This is a genomic window from Neisseria leonii (assembly GCF_028776105.2).
In the GTDB taxonomy this organism is placed as follows: domain Bacteria; phylum Pseudomonadota; class Gammaproteobacteria; order Burkholderiales; family Neisseriaceae; genus Neisseria; species Neisseria leonii.
Window position 1 is genome coordinate 294,132 of record NZ_CP145606.1, and the last position, 16,501, is coordinate 310,632.

The following is a 16,501-nucleotide window of genomic DNA, read 5'->3' on the forward strand; positions in this document are numbered from 1 at the left end:
TGCTGTTTTAACGCGTCTTACTGTGCCGCGCGGCCGCCGTCAGGCCGTCTGAAAACCGCCTACCACAGCAGCGGCTGGCTGCCGGCAGGCGACAGATGGCCGACCCCCAGACCGATCAGGCGGTAGCCGCTGTCGGGCTGCGGCGGGAAACGGCGGCCGAGCAGGTGTGCCGATTGCAGCAGGGCGGCGGCATCGGGCAGGACGGCGGAATAGGTCTGCGAGCGGGTCAGAATCCGAAAGTCGGCGGTTTTCAGTTTCAGGGTAACACTGCGGGCGGCGGTTTGCCGCTTCTGCATCTGCTGCCACAAATCGGCTGCCAAACCGGGCAGGTGGCGCACAATACCGGCCAGCGGCAGATCCTGAGGCAGTGTGATTTCGGTGGAAATCTGTAAGCGTTCGCGTTCGGGCGTTACGGGGCGGTTGTCGGTGCCGCGTGCCAGATCGTAGAGACGGTAGCCCCATTTGCCGAACAGGTTGGCCAATTCGCCACGGCTGTAACGGCGCAAGTCGGCAGCGGTGTGCAGGCCGAGCGCGTGCATTTTTTTCAGCGTTACCCTGCCGACACCGGGGATTTTTTCCAGAGGCAGGGTGTGCAGGAAGGCTTCGATTTTGTGCGGTGCCAGCACGAATTGACCGTCGGGTTTGTGCCAGTCGGAGGCGATTTTGGCGAGAAATTTGTTCGGCGCGACACCGGCTGATGCGGTGAGGCCGGTTTCGGCCAGAATGTCTTGGCGGATCAGGCGGGCAATCTCGCCGGCGTAAGGGAGGTTGCGGTGGTTGCGGGTAACGTCCAGATAGGCTTCGTCCAGCGAGAGCGGTTCAATCAGATCGGTGTGGCGGCGGAAGATGGTGTGGATATGGGCGGAGACTTCGCGGTAGCGGGCGAAGTCGGGCGGAATATAGACTGCCTGCGGGCAGAGGCGTTTGGCGGCAGCGACGGACATGGCAGAACGCAGGCCGAAACGGCGCGCTTCGTAGGAGGCCGCGCAGATAACCGAGCGCGCACCTTCCCAGGCCACCACCACCGGCAGACCTTTGAGCTGCGGCCGGTCGCGCAGTTCTACCGAAGCGTAGAAAGCGTCCATATCGATGTGGATGATTTTGCGCGTGTGCATAGGCCGTCTGAAAAGCGTAACGGACGGATTGTAACATCAGGCACGCCGCCCATCAGGGGCGGTAGAGGCTGCATTGGCGGTCGGTACCGTTTTCGTTGCCGAAAAAAGCGGTCGTTTCATCGCAGGAGCTGGTGCTGCTTTCGCATACGGTGGCGGTTAAATCCTGATTCAGCAGCAGGACGCGCCCTTCTGCGGCCGGATTTTTGGCGACGGCTTTGAGGGTGAAACGGTCGGCCAGCGCGCCGCGCGGGTTGCCTTGCAGGCGGAAGCAGAAATCGGCATTCTCGCCGACGGGCAAAACCGGCCATGTGGTCGAACCGGCTTTGTAGCTCAAATGTTGCAGATAGTGTTCGTTGAGAAAGCGGGCATTGTCCAACAGCACGCCGTGGGCGGCATTCAGGCGCGCATCGCGGGCGTAGCCGCCGTAGGCCGACCAAGCTGCGGCGGCAAACAGGGCGGCCAGCAGCAGGGCAACCATCATCTGCGGCAGGGTGAAACCGGCGGATTTTTCGGGAACGGACATGGCGGCAGACCGGAAATATGATTTCCGCATATTAAAATAAATTCTGCTTTGTGTTCGAATTTATTTGATTCGGCAAAGTAATGGTAAACTGTTTGGCAGACGGCTGCGCTTTGTGTAGCCTTGCAGGCCGTCTGAAAACAGGGCTGCCGGTCAGTTTTCAGACGGCCTTTGCCCGTAATTTTGTGATGCAGTGAACAAGACGATGAAAAAAACAGCAAAATGGCTGCTGGCGGCAGCGGCTTTGGCGGCGGCCTGTGCCGCCGCATGGTATTTTACCCGCGACGACAACCGTGTCAGCTATCTGACCGAAACCGTCAAGCGCACCGACATCAGCCAAACCGTTTCGGCCACGGGCGAACTGACTTCCTCACACTGGGTCGATGTGGGTGCACAGGCTTCCGGCCAGATTAAGCGGCTGTATGTCAAAATCGGCCAGCAGATCAAACGCGGCGACCTGATTGCCGAAATCGATTCGACCACCCAGCTCAATACCCTCAACACCCAAAAAGCCAAACTGGCCACCCATCAGGCGCAGTTGGTTTCGGCGCGGATTGCGCTGTCCAGTGCGGAGAAAAAACTGCGCCGCGAAGAAGCATTGTGGCGGGAAGACGCGACTTCGCGCGCCGAGCTGGAAAGTGCGCAGGACGCGCTGGCTGCCGCCCGTGCATCGGTGGCCGAACTGCAGTCTTCAATCCGTCAGACCAAAATCGCCATCAATACCGCCGAGAGCGATTTGGGCTACACGCGCATTACCGCACCGATGGACGGCACAGTGGTGGCGATTCCGGTGGAAGAAGGGCAGACCGTCAATGCCAACCAAACCGCGCCGACCATTATCCAACTGGCCGATTTGAGCCGTATGCTCAACAGAATGCAGATTGCCGAGGGCGACATTACCAAAGTCGCACCCGGCCAGAAAGTGCGCTTTACCATTCTATCCGAACCCGATACGCCGTTTGAAACCGAACTCGACAGCATAGACCCGGGGCTGACGACGATGTCGCAGGGCAGTTACAGCACCAAAACCGATACCACCGACAGCGCGATATATTATTATGCGCGTGCCTATGTGCCCAATCCCGAGGGCAGGTTCGCCATCGGCATGACGACGCAGAATACCGTAGAAATCAAAAGTGCCAAAGGCGTGCTGGCGGTGCCGACGGTAACGGTCAAGCGGCGCGAAGGCAAAACCTATGTGCGCGTACTGGACGGGCGGGACAAAGCGGTGGAAAAAGAAATTACCACCGGCCTGCGCGACAGCATGAATACCGAAGTCAAGAGCGGTTTGAGTGAAGGCGAGCGCGTGGTGGTTTCGGAAACCGGTGCCGACGAGCGCGACGCACTGCCGCAGGGTGTGATGGGGCCGCCGCCGCGCAGATAAACGGCCTGACGGCCGCCTATTGACCGCTTTGTCCGTACACGCTTTTTCAGACGGCCTGCCTGTGCCGGAGGCCGTCTGAAAACGGGAAAATCCATGAGTCTGATCGAATGCCGTAACCTCAACCGCTATTTCGGCGAAGGCGAAAACCGCGTCCATGTGCTGAAAGATGTGAGCCTGACCATCGAAAAAGGCGAGTTCGTGGCCATTATCGGCCAATCCGGTTCGGGGAAGTCCACCCTGATGAATATTCTGGGCTGTCTGGATACGCCCACTTCCGGTTCCTACCGCATCAACGGTGTCGAAACCCGCGACATGCCGCCCGACGATCTGGCCGCGCTGCGCAGCCGCCGCTTCGGCTTTATTTTCCAGCGTTACAACCTGCTGGGCGCATTGAGCGCACGCGACAATGTCGCCCTGCCTGCGGTATATGCGGGCATGGGACGGCAGGCGCGCGGGGAGCGGGCGGACAAACTGCTGGCCGATTTGGGCTTGGCGGGCAAGGAAAACAACCGGCCGTCCGAACTGTCCGGCGGCCAGCAGCAGCGCGTATCGATTGCGCGCGCGCTGATGAACGGCGGCGAAATCATACTGGCCGACGAACCGACCGGTGCGCTGGATACCGCCAGCGGCCGCAATGTGATGGACATCATTCACCGGCTGCACGGGCAGGGGCACACGGTCATCATGGTTACGCATGATCCGGGCATCGCCGCCCATGCGCAGCGCGTCATCGAAATCCGCGACGGCTGCATCGTTTCGGATACGCGCCAAGCAGAGCGCAGCCCGGTTCGGGATTTGCCCGAAACGGCGGTACGGCCGGTGCGGCTGTTGGATTTCAACCAGTCGGCCGAAGCATTCAAAATGTCGGTACAGGCGGTGGCGGCGCACAAAATGCGTTCGCTGCTCACCATGCTCGGCATCATTATCGGCATCGCGTCGGTGGTGTCCGTCGTGGCTTTGGGGCGGGGGTCGCAGGAAAAAATTCTGGAAGACATCAATGCGATGGGCACCAACACCATCAGCATTTTCCCCGGCAAAGGTTTCGGCGACCGCCACCGAAACCGCATTAAAACGCTGACGATTGCCGATGCCGGCGCGCTGGCCGGGCAGAATTATGTGGACAGTGTGACGCCGCAAACGTCCACAAGCGGCACGCTGACCTACCGCAATACGGTGCTGACTGCCCAGCTTTACGGTGTGGGCGAACAGTATTTCGATGTGCGCGGCTTCAAACTGGCCTCAGGCCGTCTGTTTGACGATGAAGATGTCCGTACAGACGGCCAAGTGGCGGTTATAGACCACCATACCCGCAACAAGCTGTTCGGCAGCAGCGATCCTCTGGGCAAGGTTATTTTGTTCAAAAAACGGCCGCTGACCGTCATCGGTGTGCTGGAAGAAGACCGCAACGCTTTCGGCGGATCGGATACGCTGCAACTGTTCGCGCCGTATACCGCTGTGATGCACCAAATCACCGGCGAGCGTTATACCAGCTCGATTATTGTCAAAGTGAAGGACGGTGCCGATTCGCAGGCGGCGGAAAAAGGGCTGACCGAACTGTTGGCCGCACGCCACGGCACGCAGGATTTCTTTATGCGCAACAGCGACAGCATCAAGCAGACGGTGGAAAGCACGACCGGCACGATGACGCTGCTGATTTCGTCGATTGCCCTGATTTCGCTGGTGGTCGGCGGCATCGGCGTGATGAACATCATGCTGGTGTCGGTAACCGAGCGTACCAGGGAAATCGGTGTGCGTATGGCCATCGGCGCGCGGCGGGGCAATCTGTTGCAGCAGTTTCTGATCGAGGCCGTCTTAATCTGCCTGATCGGCGGCGTGGCAGGCGTTTTGCTGTCGCTCGGTATCGGTGCGGTGTTCAATACGTTTATTACCGACTTCCCGATGCGTTTTTCCGTCTGGTCGATTGCCGGTGCGGTTTTGTGTTCCAGCGCCATCGGCGTGTTGTTCGGCTTTATGCCCGCCAACCGTGCTTCGCGTCTCAATCCGGTCGATGCATTGGCGCGCGACTGAGTCGGGGCCGTCTGAAAACAGGAAAAAATATGTCTGACCGAATTCCTTTTGTGTACCGCGTATTGTCTTTGACGGCTGCCGGCTTGCTGGCGGGCTGTGCCGCCACGGTTTCTCCTCAGCCCGAATGGCGTGCCGAAACCCATCCGCGTCTGACAGGTGTGCAGGCGGCCGCAGAACAGTACGACATCAACGGCCAATGGTGGCAGATTTACCGCGACCCGCAGTTGGACCAACTGTTGGCGCGGGCATTGGCGGACAATATCGATTTGCGCCAGGCGGCCGTTTCGGTAAACCGCGCGCTTTACCAGGCCAATATTTTGGGGGCGAAACTGGTGCCTGCATTCAACGGTTCGGCCGGTGTGTCTGTTTCGCGCAACCTCGACAGCGGCAGCAGCAGCCGGACGTTCAGCAGCCAGCTCGGTTTGAGTTATGAACTGGATTTGTGGCGGAAACTGAGTGCGCAGGCCGATGCGCAGGTGTGGGCATACCGGGCCGGACAGGAAGATTTGGCCAATGTACGGCTGACGCTGATGAATAATGTCAGTGATGCCTATTTCCATCTGGGCTACCTGAATGCGCGCATCGCGCTGGCAGAACAGTCTTTGGCGCATTACCGCGAAATCGGCCGCATCGCGCAGGCACAATACCGCCACGGTAAGGTTTCGTCGGCCGACCCCGCACAGGCCGCCCGTTCGGAACTGGCGGCGCAAAATCAGATTCTGAGCCTGCAGAGCAGCCGCAACGCGGTGGTACAGACTTTGCGCAACCTGCTGAATCTGCCGCCCGATGAACCGCTGCCGCTGGACGAAGCGGCCGTGCGTCTGCCGGAAAGCATACCCGAAGTGGATTTGGACGTACCTCTCAGCGTATTGGCCAACCGCCCCGATGTGCGCGCGGCGGAATACCGTTTGCAGGCGGCATTGAGCAATCAGGAAGCACAATACCGCAGCTGGTTTCCGACGATTACCGTGGGTGCGGGGCTGAGTGCTTCCGCCAACAGTGCGGGTGCTGTATTCGATGTACCGTTTCTGGGCGGCAGTGTGCAGGTCAATCTGCCGTTTCTGGCATGGAATACGCTCAAATGGCAGGATAAAACGGCCGAAGCCGAATTTGAATCGGCACGGCTGAGCTTCGAGCAGACACTGACCGCCGCGTTGAACGAAGTGGACGGCTATTACCGCCAATACCGCATCAACCGAGCCAACGAAACCAATCTGCGCCAAGCCCTCGTATTGGCACAGAAAAACAGCCGCTATTACGAAGCGCGCTACCGTTACGGCAAAAATTCCCTGTCTGATTGGCTGGGCGCGCGCAACGGCGAAGAAGACAGCGCGCAGAACCTGTTGTCGGCACGCTACGAGCGTTTGAAGTATGCCAATATGGTGTACAAAGCCATGGCGGGACGCTATACGCCGAAATAAAGTACCGCCGAAAGCCCAGGCCGTCTGAAAACCGCAAAACCACGCGGCATGTTCAGACGGCCTTATTTGCAGCGGGGCGCGGTTTGCGTAGTATCTCTGTCGGATTCTTGAATCCGACAGAGATACAGAGATAAATTATGCCGGATTGAGGTGTGGGTTGTCGGATATGAATATCCGACCTACAAAAATTCAAAAAGCGTAGGTCGGATTCTTGAATCCGACGCAGGCGGCCGGTCGATATGTGCCGAATATTGAATGTCGGATACGAGTATCCGACCTACGGTGAAGTCTGACAAAAACGGTTTATGCGGAAATAGAACGATTCGTAGGTCGGATTCTTGAATCTGACACGACAGAGATAAATACGTGCCGGATTGAGATATGGGATTGTCGGATACCGGTATCCGCCCTACCGGCTGGCGAAGCGCGGTTCGCGTTTGATTAAACAGAGTATCAGGGGCAGGTTGCCCAAGGCGGTGAGCAGGTAGAGCAGCAGAATGCTGTCGGACACCCACAGCAGCAGTGCGCTGGCCATGGCGGCCGCCACCATAAACAGGCCGTTGACGATGTTGTTGGCCGCTACGGCATGGGCGCGGAAGGCATCGCTGCTGGCGGTTTGCAGCCAAGTGTAGAGCGGCACGGAGAAAAAACCGCCGAAAAAGCCGATGCCCGCAATGCAGAGCATCACCGGATAGGCAAACCCCTGTGCGAGAAAACCGCCCAAGCCGACGGTGTCGGTAAAATGCAGATCGCGCGTCAGCCACACCAGCCACACGCCGAATACCGTCAGGCCGAGTGCGCCGAGGCTGACCAGCGGCAGTTTGACCGTATGGCGGCTGAACCGGCTGCACGAAACCGAGCCGGCCGCAATGCCGACGGAAAACAAAGCCAGCATCAGGTTGAAAACGTGTTCGTTGCCGCCTAAATGGATTTGGGTGAACGTGGGCAGTTGGGTGGTATACACCGCGCCGACCAGCCAAAACCACGAAATGCCGATGATTGCGCTGCCCAGTTCGCGTTGGGCAAAGGTATCGCGCAGCAGGCGGCGGGTGGAACGCACGATATCGGCTTCAATCGGCTGATGCGGGTTTTTCGGCGCAACAGACGGCATCAGCAGGCTGGCGGCCGCGCCGAGCACCGCTACCAGTACCACCAGCGAGCCTACCAGCCATACCGGTGCGCCCGCCATGAGCGTACCCAAAATCTGGCCGGACAAAATAGCAAGAAAGGTTCCCGATTCAATCAGGCTGTTGCCCATCATCAATTCGTTCGGGCGCAAATAATCGGGCAGCACGGCATATTTGAGCGGGCCGAACAGGGTGGATTGCGTGCCCATGCAGAACAGCATGGCCAGCAGTATGAAGGAAGACTGTACGGCAAAGCCGTAGGCCGCTATCAGCATAATCGCGATTTCGAGCATTTTGACCGCTTTGGCGGTTTTCGCTTTGTCAAAACGGGTGCTGATTTGGCCGGAAACCGCAGAAAACAGGAAATAGGGCAGGATAAACAGCAGCGCGCCCAGATTGAGCATTTGGCCGGGCGGCAGAATACTGTCCGCACCCAAGCCGTGATAGCTGATCATGACGAACAGGGCGGTTTTAAACAGATTGTCGTTGAATGCGCCGAGAAACTGGGTGGCAAACAGTGGCGCGAAACGGCGGCTTGTGGCAAAAGCGAGATCAGGAAAGCGCATCGCGGTCTTTCGTTTGCGGCGGCGTTTCGGCGGTAAAAGTGTTGTCGTCGTCCATCAGAATGCGGTGGGCGGGGCCTTCCAAATCGTCGAACTGGCCGTTTTTGCCCGACCACCAGAAGAAATAAATAATCACGGCCGCCAGCACAATGCTGATGGGAATCAGGATAAACAGGCTTTCCATGTCAAAGGCTTCCTGCAAGATCGTTCAGGGTAAAGGTGTGCCCGCCGACCGTCAGCCATTCTTGACGGATGCGGCCGATGGTGTTTCCGCCGTCCGAGAGCACGGTTTCGCCGTTTTCCACCTGCCAGTAGAGCGGCGTTTCCAGCCCTTGATAAGGAGCCAGCGGTGCGGCTTCGGGTGTGTTTTCGAGTTTGAAAGCCAGACGGCCGGATTGCGGCAGGCGGCCGCTTTCGTCGTCGGGCAGCATAATCAGAAAACCCAGATGGCTGCCGTTTTGGCTGTGCAGGCTGAAATAGTGCATGGCGGTTTTGCGAAATATAGAAGTATCGATGCCGGCCATGCTAACAGGTTTGGCCGGTGGCGCAAAGTGTGCCGATCAAATGCCGAGGACGGCGGGTGTCATCGCGGCTTTGAGCTTGGCGTGCAGGCCGTCCGGCGTGTGTTTGACGTTGAACCACCACACGCCGCTTTTTTTCACCGGCCACGATTCGGCCGGAGTGCCGCCGTTCAGCAGACAGGCACACAAAGCGCCGATCCACGGCTGGTGGCCGACGATGACGACGGTGGATTTTTCTGCCGCAGCAGCCAGCAGCAGCATGATATTTTCGGGGTCGGCATCGGGGTTGAGCAGCGGGGAAACCGCATATTCGGGGTTCAGATAGGCGGCGGTCTGCTGGCTGCGCGCCGCTTCGGAAACCCAGATTTCCGCGCTGTCGGGCAGCAGCGGGCGCAGCCAGCGGGCGGTATGTTCGGCCTGGCGGTGGCCGTGGGCGGTCAGCAGGCGGGCGAGGTCGGGTCCGTCGCGGTATTCGGCTTGGGCATGCCGCCAGAGAATCAGGTTCATAAACTACCTTTGTAAAATGTCAAAATGGCCGGTGAGGCCGTCTGAAAAATGGAAATCAAGAAAACGGAAATCAAGGCCACAGCCACGCCCACACTCTGCGCCCTTCGCTTTGCAAAAGCAGCAGTGTGCGGCAGGCGGCGGGGGTACTCATGGCTTCGAGGCCGACGCCTTGGGCGGCCAGTGCGGCCATAGTTTGCGGGTTGGGAAAAAGCTGGCGGCTGCCTGTGCCGAGCAGGATAATTTCGGGTCTGCCGTATCGGGCGAAATAGGGGGCGAACGAGTCGGCAGAGCATTGCAGCGGCGAATCTTCGGCCAGCGCGAAACAGTCGGTTCCGATCAAGCCGACGGGGTGGGTATATTCGCGGCCGCCGATATTCAGACGGCCTTCGCCGCCGTATTCGGCCGACAGCACGCCTTCGGGGCGGGTTTCTGCAAAATCCATATGGGTTTCTTTCGCTCTGCCGTAAATCCAGGTGCAAAATCAGGCCAATTCGGGTAGGATTGTGCCTTTTGGTTAGCAGTTTAACCAATCCGCAACGGCTTAACAAGGAGGCACGATGAAGCCTGTCAATATCGGTATTTTGGGTTTGGGCACAGTAGGCGGCGGCACGGTGGAGGTGTTGCGGCGCAATGCGGCGGAGATCAGCCGCCGCTTGGGGCGCGATGTGAAGGTGGCGGCCGTATCCACCCGCGATGCGCAAAAGGCGCGCGCGCTGTGCGGTGCGGATACGCTGATTACCGATGACCCGTTCGAGGTGGTGCGCCATGAGGGTATCGATATTGTGGCCGAGCTGTTCGGCGGTACGGAAATCGCCAAAGATTTGGTTCTGGAAGCGATTGAAAACGGCAAGCATGTGGTTACGGCCAATAAAAAACTGTTGGCCGAATACGGCAATGAGATTTTTGCCCGCGCCGAAGCCAAAAATGTGATGGTGCAGTTTGAGGCGGCCGTGGCGGGCGGGATTCCGATTATCAAAGCCCTGCGCGAGGGCTTGGCCGCCAACAATATCCGTTCGATTGCCGGCATCATCAACGGCACGAGCAATTTTATTTTGAGCGAAATGCGGGAAAAAGGCAGCGCGTTTGTCGATGTGCTGAAAGAGGCGCAGGCTTTGGGGTATGCCGAAGCGGATCCGACTTTCGATATCGAAGGCCACGATGCGGGGCATAAAATCACCATCATGAGCGCGCTGGCTTTCGGTACGCCGGTCAATTTTTCTGCCTGCTATCTGGAAGGCATCAGCAGGCTGGACAGCCGCGATATCAAGTATGCCGAAGAGTTGGGCTACCGCATCAAGCTGTTGGGCATCACGCGCAAAACCGAAAAAGGCATCGAGTTGCGCGTCCACCCGACGCTGGTGCCCGAATGCCGTCTGATTGCCAATGTCAACGGTGTGATGAACGCTGTGCGGGTGCAGGCCGATATGGTGGGCGAAACCCTGTATTACGGCCCCGGTGCGGGCGCGCTGCCCACGGCCAGCGCGGTGGTGGCCGATATTGTCGACATCTGCCGCCTGATGGACGCCGGTGTGCAAAACCGTGTGCCGTATCTGGCCTTCCACCCGCAGGGCGTGCAGCCGCTCACGATGCTGCCGATGGACGAGATTACCAGCAGCTATTATCTGCGCGTGCAGGCCGAGGACAAACCGGGCGTGCTGGGCAATATCGCTTCCCTGCTGGCCAAGCAGGAAATTTCGATCGAGGCACTGATTCAGAAAGGTGTGATTGACGGCAGTAAGGCCGAAATCGTGATTCTGACCCACAGCACGGTGGAAAAACAGATGAAGGCGGCGATTGCCGAAGTGGAGGCATTGGCCAGTGTGAGCGAACCGGTGGTGATGATCCGCATGGAGGCACTGAATGGCTGATATGCAGAAAAGCGGGGAGCATCAGGCGGCTGCAAAGCGCAGTAAAGCCAAAATCCGCACTGTCCGCATCTGGCTGTGGGTGATTGCGCTGATGTTTGCCGGTTTCTTCTTTTTGTCGCAATGCGCCATGGACAAGCCCAAGGCCAAGGCCGCAGTGGTGGATTCGTGTATCAAAAATGTGCCGCTGTCCGGGAAATGGCAGCAGGAAAGTGCGCGTTTGGGCATCGGCGAACAACAGCAGAGCCGTGCTGTGGCCGATTACTGCGTGTGTATGTGGGATAAACCGTTGGACAGGCTGACCGACGGGCAGATTAAATCCCTGGGCAGCCTGAATCCGCAACAGCAGCTGGATTTGCTCGGCGGTGCGGCGGCTTTTGAAGCGCGCGACCGGCAGTGTATGGCGCAATTGGGCGGGAAGTAGCCGGAAACCGCTGTTTGTTGGATGAGGCCGTCTGAAAACGCGGGTATGCCGTTTTCAGACGGCCTTTTCTGTGGCAGTTTAGTATGCTGCCATGGCTGTCGGCGGTATCGGTTTTCCTGCCCATCTGCCCGGGCCTGGTGCGCGGTATGGCGGTTGCCGCTTGGGTGCCGGATTGAGAATCCGCTCCGGCACTGCGGCCGTCTGAAAATGCAGATGGCGGTTTTCAGACGGCCTTTTGAGGCGTTTGTCCGGCTGATGTGCTTCGGTTATCAGTAAAATTGTCTTTCTGTTTCGGGAAAGACTAGGTTGGTTGGATGATTGAATCCGATTTGAATTCTGAGAGCATGTGGCGGTTGATTCCGTATTTTTCGGATACGGGTATCCGGTTTACGTTCAAAAGCAGGCCGGATTTTTCAATCGGACATCGGCGGATACTGTGGTCAAGGTTTGACGCCCGAATCCGACGGTATCCCGAAAGAAATATAACGGATTTCAGACGGCCTTTTGATGTGCGGGGCTTATATTCAGCGTTTCTGGTTGGCGATGCCCATCAGAAGCGCGAGAATGACCATAATCGACAGGGTGGCTGTACCGCCGTAGCTGACCAGGGGCAGCGGTACGCCGACAACGGGCAGAATGCCGCTGACCATGCCCATATTGACGAAGACGTAGCAGAAAAAAGTCATGGTCAGTGCGCCGGCCAGCGTGCGGCTGTAAAGCGTGGATGCCTGTGCGGCGATGTAGAGGCCGCGGCCGAGAATGACCAGATAAATCGCCAGCAGCAGGATATTGCCGATCAGGCCGAACTCTTCGCCGTAAACGGCGAAAATAAAGTCGGTGGTGGCTTCGGGGATATAGTCCAGATGGGTTTGCGTACCGTTGAGCCAGCCTTTGCCCCAGATGCCGCCCGAGCCGATGGCAATCATGGATTGGATAATGTGGTAGCCCGCGCCGAGCGGGTCTTTGGACGGATCGAGCAGGGTCAGCACGCGGGTTTTCTGGTAGTCGTGCATGCCGTAGTTCCAAATCAGCGGCAGCGCGGCGAGAAAAGCAGCAGCGGCGGCGAAAATCGCTTTCCACGGCAGACCGGCGAAAAAGACGACGAACAGGCCGGAAGCCATAATCAGCGTAGCCGTGCCCAAATCGGGCTGTTTCAGAATCAGTGCGCCGGGAATCAGAATCAGTATGATGGCGCCGAGATAGTGATACCAGCGCAGGTTCAGTTCGTATTTCTGGAAATACCACGCAATCATCATCGGCAGGGCGATTTTCATGATTTCGGAAGGTTGCAGACGGATAATACCCAAGTTGAGCCAGCGTTGCGAACCGTTTACCGTGATGCCCACCAGTTCGACCAATACCAGTAAAACCACGCCGAGCAGATAAACGGGCGGGGCGAAGTTGGCCAGAATCTGCGGACGCACATTGGCGATGATCCACAGCAGGATAAAGCCCAGTACGGTATGCAGGGTTTTGTTTTCCAATTGGCCGACCTGCTGGCCGTCTGCGGAGTAGAGCAGGAACAGGCTCATGATGTAGATGGTGAGCATGGCGTAGAACAGCCATGCGTCCATGCTGTCCCAAACGAAATGCTTGATTTTGCGCAGCAGGGGATAGTCGTTCATCGGGTACTTTCGGAAGCGGCGTTTTCGGCGGCGGCACGGTAGGCGCGGGCAAACGGCGGCTCGGCCGTATTTTTGGCCGTCTGATTTTCCAGCAGCGGGTTGGCGGTGCTGTAACGCACCGGTGCGGCGGGGATATTGCGGTTTTCGCCGCCGGCCAGTTTCAAAAGATAATAGTCGCTCAGATGACGTGCCAGCGGTGCGGCATTGGCTCCCCAGCCGCCGTTTTCCAGAATCACGGCCACGGCAATTTTCGGCTTTTCTACCGGTGCGAATGAGATAAACCAGGCATGGTCGCGGTATTGTTCGGCCAGCGCGGCGGCGTTGTAGGTTTTGCCTTGGGCAATCTGTACCACTTGGGCGGTGCCGGTTTTGCCGCCCATGCCGTATTGCAGGCCGGCGCCGATACGGTAGGCGGTACCGCCCGGCCGCAGAACTTTGACCATCGACTGTTTGATGTATTCGAAATTGCTGCGGCTGTACGGCAGGGTGCGTACGGGTTTGGGGTCAATCAGGGTAATCAGGCGGCTGTTGTGATCCAGCAGTTCTTTGACCAGATGGGGGCGGTAAACCACGCCGTCGTTGGCCAAAGTGGCGGTGGCATGCGCCATCTGCAAAGGCGTGTAGGCATTGTAGCCCTGCCCGATACTGACCGGTACCATTTCGGCCGCATTCCAGCGGCGGCGTGCGGGCGGCAGACGGGCAAACCGTTTTTCCTTCCATTCGGGCGAGGGCAGTACGCCCCGGTATTCGTTGGGCAGGTCGATGCCGGTCTGTTCGCCCAGACCGAAACCGGCCAGATAGGGACGCAGGCGGTTGATGCCGCTTTCATAGCCCAGACGGTAGAAAAACGTATCGGAAGAAACCTGAATGGCTTTGCTCAAATTGGCCGAACCGTGGCCGCTGCGCACCGAATCGCGGAACAGGTGGCGGGTGCCGGGAATGCTCCATGCGCCGGGTGCCGGGTAAACCGTGTTCTGGCCGATGACTCCGCTTTCGAGCAGGGCCATGCCGATAAACGGTTTGAATGTCGAACCGGGCGGGTAGAGGCCTTGGGTAACGCGGTTGATTAACGGGCGCTGCCAGTCTTCGTTGAGGTTTTTCCAACTTTCGCTGTCGATGCCGTCGATAAACAGGTTCGGATTGAAAGACGGATTGGAAATAAAGGCCAGAACGCCGCCGCTTTGCGGATCGATGGCAACTATGGCTCCCCGCTTGCCCGCCATCAGGCGGGCTGCTTCCTGTTGCAGGCGGATATCCATGGCCAGGCGCAGGGTTTGGCCGGTTTTGGCCGGTACGGTTTTCAGGACGCGCACGATGTTGCCGCCGGCATCTTTCTCCACCTCCTGATAGCCGGGCAGGCCGTGCAGTTGGCGTTCGTAGTAATTTTCCAGCCCCGATTTGCCGATGTGGGTGCTGCCCCGGTAAAGCGCGGTCAGCCCCTCCTCGCGCAGTTTTTCCTGATCGCGGTCGCTGATGCGGCCGATGTAGCCGAGAAAATGGGCGGTCAGTTCGCCGTAGGGGTATTCGCGGAACGTACGCGCATTGATTTCCACTCCGGGAAAGCGGTAGAGTTGGGCAGCCAGGCGGGAGGCTTCGTCGGAGGTGAGTTTGAGTTTGAGCGGTACGGTTTCGTGGGCACGGGAATTGGCGCGGAAGCGTTTGAAATTGCGCATATCGGTTTCGCCGATATCGACATAGGATTTGAGCCGGTTGACGGTATCGTCGATTTTGCCTTCAATCCGGCTGGGGACGATTTCCAGCGAATAGGCCGGATAGTTGTGCGCCAGCACCACGCCGTTTATGTCCAATATTTCGCCGCGTATCGGTGCGGTGGGAATCAGGGTGATGCGGTTGGTGGCGGCTTTGGCGGTAAATTCTTCGTGTTTGTAAACTTGCAGAAACGCGAAACGTGCCAGCAATGCGGCGAATAGCAGGAAAATCAGCGCAAACGCCGCAATCAGGCGCAGGCGGAAATCCTGACGGCTGCGGGCTTGGTCGCCCGCCGCGTGGCGGTGTTGGCGCAGTGTTTTCATCGGCGTTGGGAAATCAGGTTGAGGATGAGCAGCATGATTTTGTTGAGCAGCGGCCACAGCAGCGCGCCGGTCAAGGCACCGGTGAAATTCAGCCAACCGCCCAGCCGGTGGCTGTCAAACAGGCGCACCAGCATTAAGACGGCCTGACTGCCCGCCAGAGCCGCCAGTACCGATACGGCCTGAAAGTCATAGCTGTGCAGGCGGATTTGCCGCTGATACTGCTGGGTAACAAAAATCATGGCCATATAGGCCAGCGCGTGCATACCCAAGGGAGCGGCCGTACCCGCATCAATCAGCAGGCCGCAGACAAATGCGGTACCGATACCGATGGTGCGCGGACGGTTGATGGCCCAATAGAGCAGGACCAGTGCGGTCAAGTCGGGCAGCCAGAAAAACAGGTCCTGCGGCAGCGGTATGAAATCCAGCAGCATGGCAAAGGCGAGACTGCCGATTATCAGGCTTTTGGGAATCCGGCCGTAAAAGTCTTCAAAATCAGTCATGGGGTTGCGGCTTCGGGAGCGGGCGGGCCGGTATCGGGCGTTTGGGTTTGCGGGAGAACCAGCAGATATTTGCTGCTGCGGATTCGGGCGGCGGGCGAAACGGCGGCTTGATAGTACGGTGTACCGGAAGCGCGCTGTGCCTGTTGGACGCGGGCAACGGGAATGCCTGCGGGATAAACCGAATCCAAACCCGAAGTAACCAGGAAATCCGAAGGCAGCAGTTCGGCATCGGTAGGGAAATAGGGCAGGCTCAGGCGGTTGCCGCTGCCGTAAACCAGCGTACGCACGCCGGTGCGTGCCACCATTACGGGAATGACGGTCTGCCCGTTGGTCAGCAGGGTAACTTCGGCGCTGAACGGCTGGACGCGCGTTACTTGGCCGTACAGCCCGCTCTGGTCAATGACAGCATCGCCGTTGCGTACGCCGTTGCGGCCGCCCCGGTTGATGATGACTTTGTCCGAAAGCGGATCGCGGCCGTTGGAAATGATTTCGGCGGCGGTACCGGCCTGAATGCCTTGGTTCTGCAAACCCTGCAACATCCGCAATTCGGCCAGTTCTCGGGCCTGGTGTGCCGACTGGCCTGCGGCGGTGCGCAATTGGATATTCTCGTTTTTCAGACGGCCGTTTTCCGCCAAAAGTTCACTTTTTTCCTGCCAGAATCCGGCTGCGGAATCATACAGGCGCACCGGCTGGTTGGCGAGCCACTGCACCGGTTGCAGGGCGGTGGCGACATGGCCTTTGAGCAGGCGCACGGCATCGTAACGGGTATCGAGCATCATCAGTGCCGCACTGACCAGCGACAGTATGATGAATTTGCTGGCCGGGCGGATGCGCTGGTGGGTGAAACTCAGTTCTTCGGGCATGGCAT

16 protein-coding genes are annotated in these 16,501 nt (G+C 58.5%); 5 read left to right on the plus strand and 11 right to left on the minus strand.

Translation table 11 applies throughout. The features are described 5' to 3' along the window. Window positions 1-59: 59 nt before the first annotated feature. Both dinB and ORY85_RS01470 read right to left on the minus strand, forming a co-directional pair. On the minus strand, window positions 60-1,115 hold the full coding sequence (gene dinB, locus ORY85_RS01465; protein ID WP_274572394.1) for a DNA polymerase IV: 1,056 nt from the start codon (window positions 1,113-1,115) through the stop codon (window positions 60-62). Between the two features lie 52 nt (window positions 1,116-1,167). Continuing rightward, on the minus strand, window positions 1,168-1,638 hold the full coding sequence (locus ORY85_RS01470; protein ID WP_274572395.1) for a type IV pilin protein: 471 nt from the start codon (window positions 1,636-1,638) through the stop codon (window positions 1,168-1,170). Window positions 1,639-1,840: 202 nt separating this feature from the next. Here ORY85_RS01470 and ORY85_RS01475 point away from each other — a divergent pair, with 202 nt between their 5' ends. The 3 genes from ORY85_RS01475 to ORY85_RS01485 all read left to right on the plus strand — a co-directional run bounded on the left by ORY85_RS01475 (window position 1,841) and on the right by ORY85_RS01485 (window position 6,468). Continuing rightward, entirely contained in the window at window positions 1,841-3,019 is a 1,179-nt protein-coding gene (locus ORY85_RS01475) for an efflux RND transporter periplasmic adaptor subunit (protein ID WP_274572396.1), read from the plus strand. A gap of 93 nt (window positions 3,020-3,112) precedes the next feature. Beyond that, complete coding sequence (locus ORY85_RS01480) at window positions 3,113-5,047, plus strand: MacB family efflux pump subunit (protein ID WP_274572397.1); 1,935 nt, start codon at window positions 3,113-3,115, stop codon at window positions 5,045-5,047. Window positions 5,048-5,076: 29 nt separating this feature from the next. Beyond that, window positions 5,077-6,468 (plus strand): TolC family protein, encoded by a 1,392-nt coding sequence (locus tag ORY85_RS01485; protein WP_274572398.1) that lies wholly within the window; start codon window positions 5,077-5,079, stop codon window positions 6,466-6,468. 409 nt (window positions 6,469-6,877) lie between these two features. Here ORY85_RS01485 and ORY85_RS01490 read toward each other — a convergent pair whose 3' ends face one another. The 5 genes from ORY85_RS01490 to ORY85_RS01510 form a co-directional block, all read right to left on the minus strand. Further along, window positions 6,878-8,161 carry an MFS transporter gene (locus ORY85_RS01490; protein ID WP_274572399.1) on the minus strand — a complete coding sequence of 428 codons (1,284 nt, stop codon included), beginning with the start codon at window positions 8,159-8,161 and terminating at the stop codon, window positions 6,878-6,880. Continuing rightward, complete coding sequence (gene ccoS / locus ORY85_RS01495; RefSeq protein ID WP_274572400.1) at window positions 8,148-8,342, minus strand: cbb3-type cytochrome oxidase assembly protein CcoS; 195 nt, start codon at window positions 8,340-8,342, stop codon at window positions 8,148-8,150. The genes ORY85_RS01490 and ccoS overlap by 14 nt, the downstream gene beginning before the upstream one ends. 1 nt (window position 8,343) lies before the next feature. Continuing rightward, window positions 8,344-8,643 carry an HLGFF motif protein gene (locus ORY85_RS01500; RefSeq protein WP_274572401.1) on the minus strand — a complete coding sequence of 100 codons (300 nt, stop codon included), beginning with the start codon at window positions 8,641-8,643 and terminating at the stop codon, window positions 8,344-8,346. A gap of 75 nt (window positions 8,644-8,718) precedes the next feature. After that, window positions 8,719-9,186, minus strand: coding sequence for a histidine phosphatase family protein (locus ORY85_RS01505; protein WP_274572402.1), 468 nt, complete (start codon window positions 9,184-9,186; stop codon window positions 8,719-8,721). A gap of 70 nt (window positions 9,187-9,256) precedes the next feature. Further along, window positions 9,257-9,628 (minus strand): Mth938-like domain-containing protein, encoded by a 372-nt coding sequence (locus tag ORY85_RS01510; protein WP_274572403.1) that lies wholly within the window; start codon window positions 9,626-9,628, stop codon window positions 9,257-9,259. Window positions 9,629-9,743: 115 nt separating this feature from the next. Between ORY85_RS01510 and ORY85_RS01515 the strand changes: the two genes are divergently transcribed. Both ORY85_RS01515 and ORY85_RS01520 read left to right on the plus strand, forming a co-directional pair. After that, window positions 9,744-11,054, plus strand: a complete 1,311-nt coding sequence (locus ORY85_RS01515; RefSeq protein ID WP_274572404.1) for a homoserine dehydrogenase — start codon at window positions 9,744-9,746, stop codon at window positions 11,052-11,054. After that, window positions 11,047-11,475 (plus strand): hypothetical protein, encoded by a 429-nt coding sequence (locus ORY85_RS01520; protein ID WP_274572405.1) that lies wholly within the window; start codon window positions 11,047-11,049, stop codon window positions 11,473-11,475. Before ORY85_RS01515 ends, ORY85_RS01520 begins: the two co-directional genes overlap by 8 nt. Window positions 11,476-11,999: 524 nt before the next feature. On the opposite strand, the gene rodA is transcribed toward ORY85_RS01520, so the two are convergent. Genes rodA through mreC form a run of 4 tightly spaced genes read right to left on the minus strand, consistent with a single transcriptional unit; the run spans window position 12,000 to window position 16,496 of the window. Further along, window positions 12,000-13,100 (minus strand): rod shape-determining protein RodA, encoded by a 1,101-nt coding sequence (gene rodA, locus ORY85_RS01525; RefSeq protein WP_274572406.1) that lies wholly within the window; start codon window positions 13,098-13,100, stop codon window positions 12,000-12,002. Continuing rightward, window positions 13,097-15,133 carry a penicillin-binding protein 2 gene (gene mrdA / locus ORY85_RS01530; RefSeq protein WP_274572407.1) on the minus strand — a complete coding sequence of 679 codons (2,037 nt, stop codon included), beginning with the start codon at window positions 15,131-15,133 and terminating at the stop codon, window positions 13,097-13,099. Before mrdA ends, rodA begins: the two co-directional genes overlap by 4 nt. Continuing rightward, a complete protein-coding gene (mreD, locus tag ORY85_RS01535) occupies window positions 15,130-15,633 on the minus strand; it encodes a rod shape-determining protein MreD (protein ID WP_274572408.1) in 504 nt (167 codons plus the stop codon). Before mreD ends, mrdA begins: the two co-directional genes overlap by 4 nt. Next, entirely contained in the window at window positions 15,630-16,496 is an 867-nt protein-coding gene (gene mreC / locus ORY85_RS01540) for a rod shape-determining protein MreC (protein WP_274572409.1), read from the minus strand. Before mreC ends, mreD begins: the two co-directional genes overlap by 4 nt. Window positions 16,497-16,501: the final 5 nt, after the last annotated feature.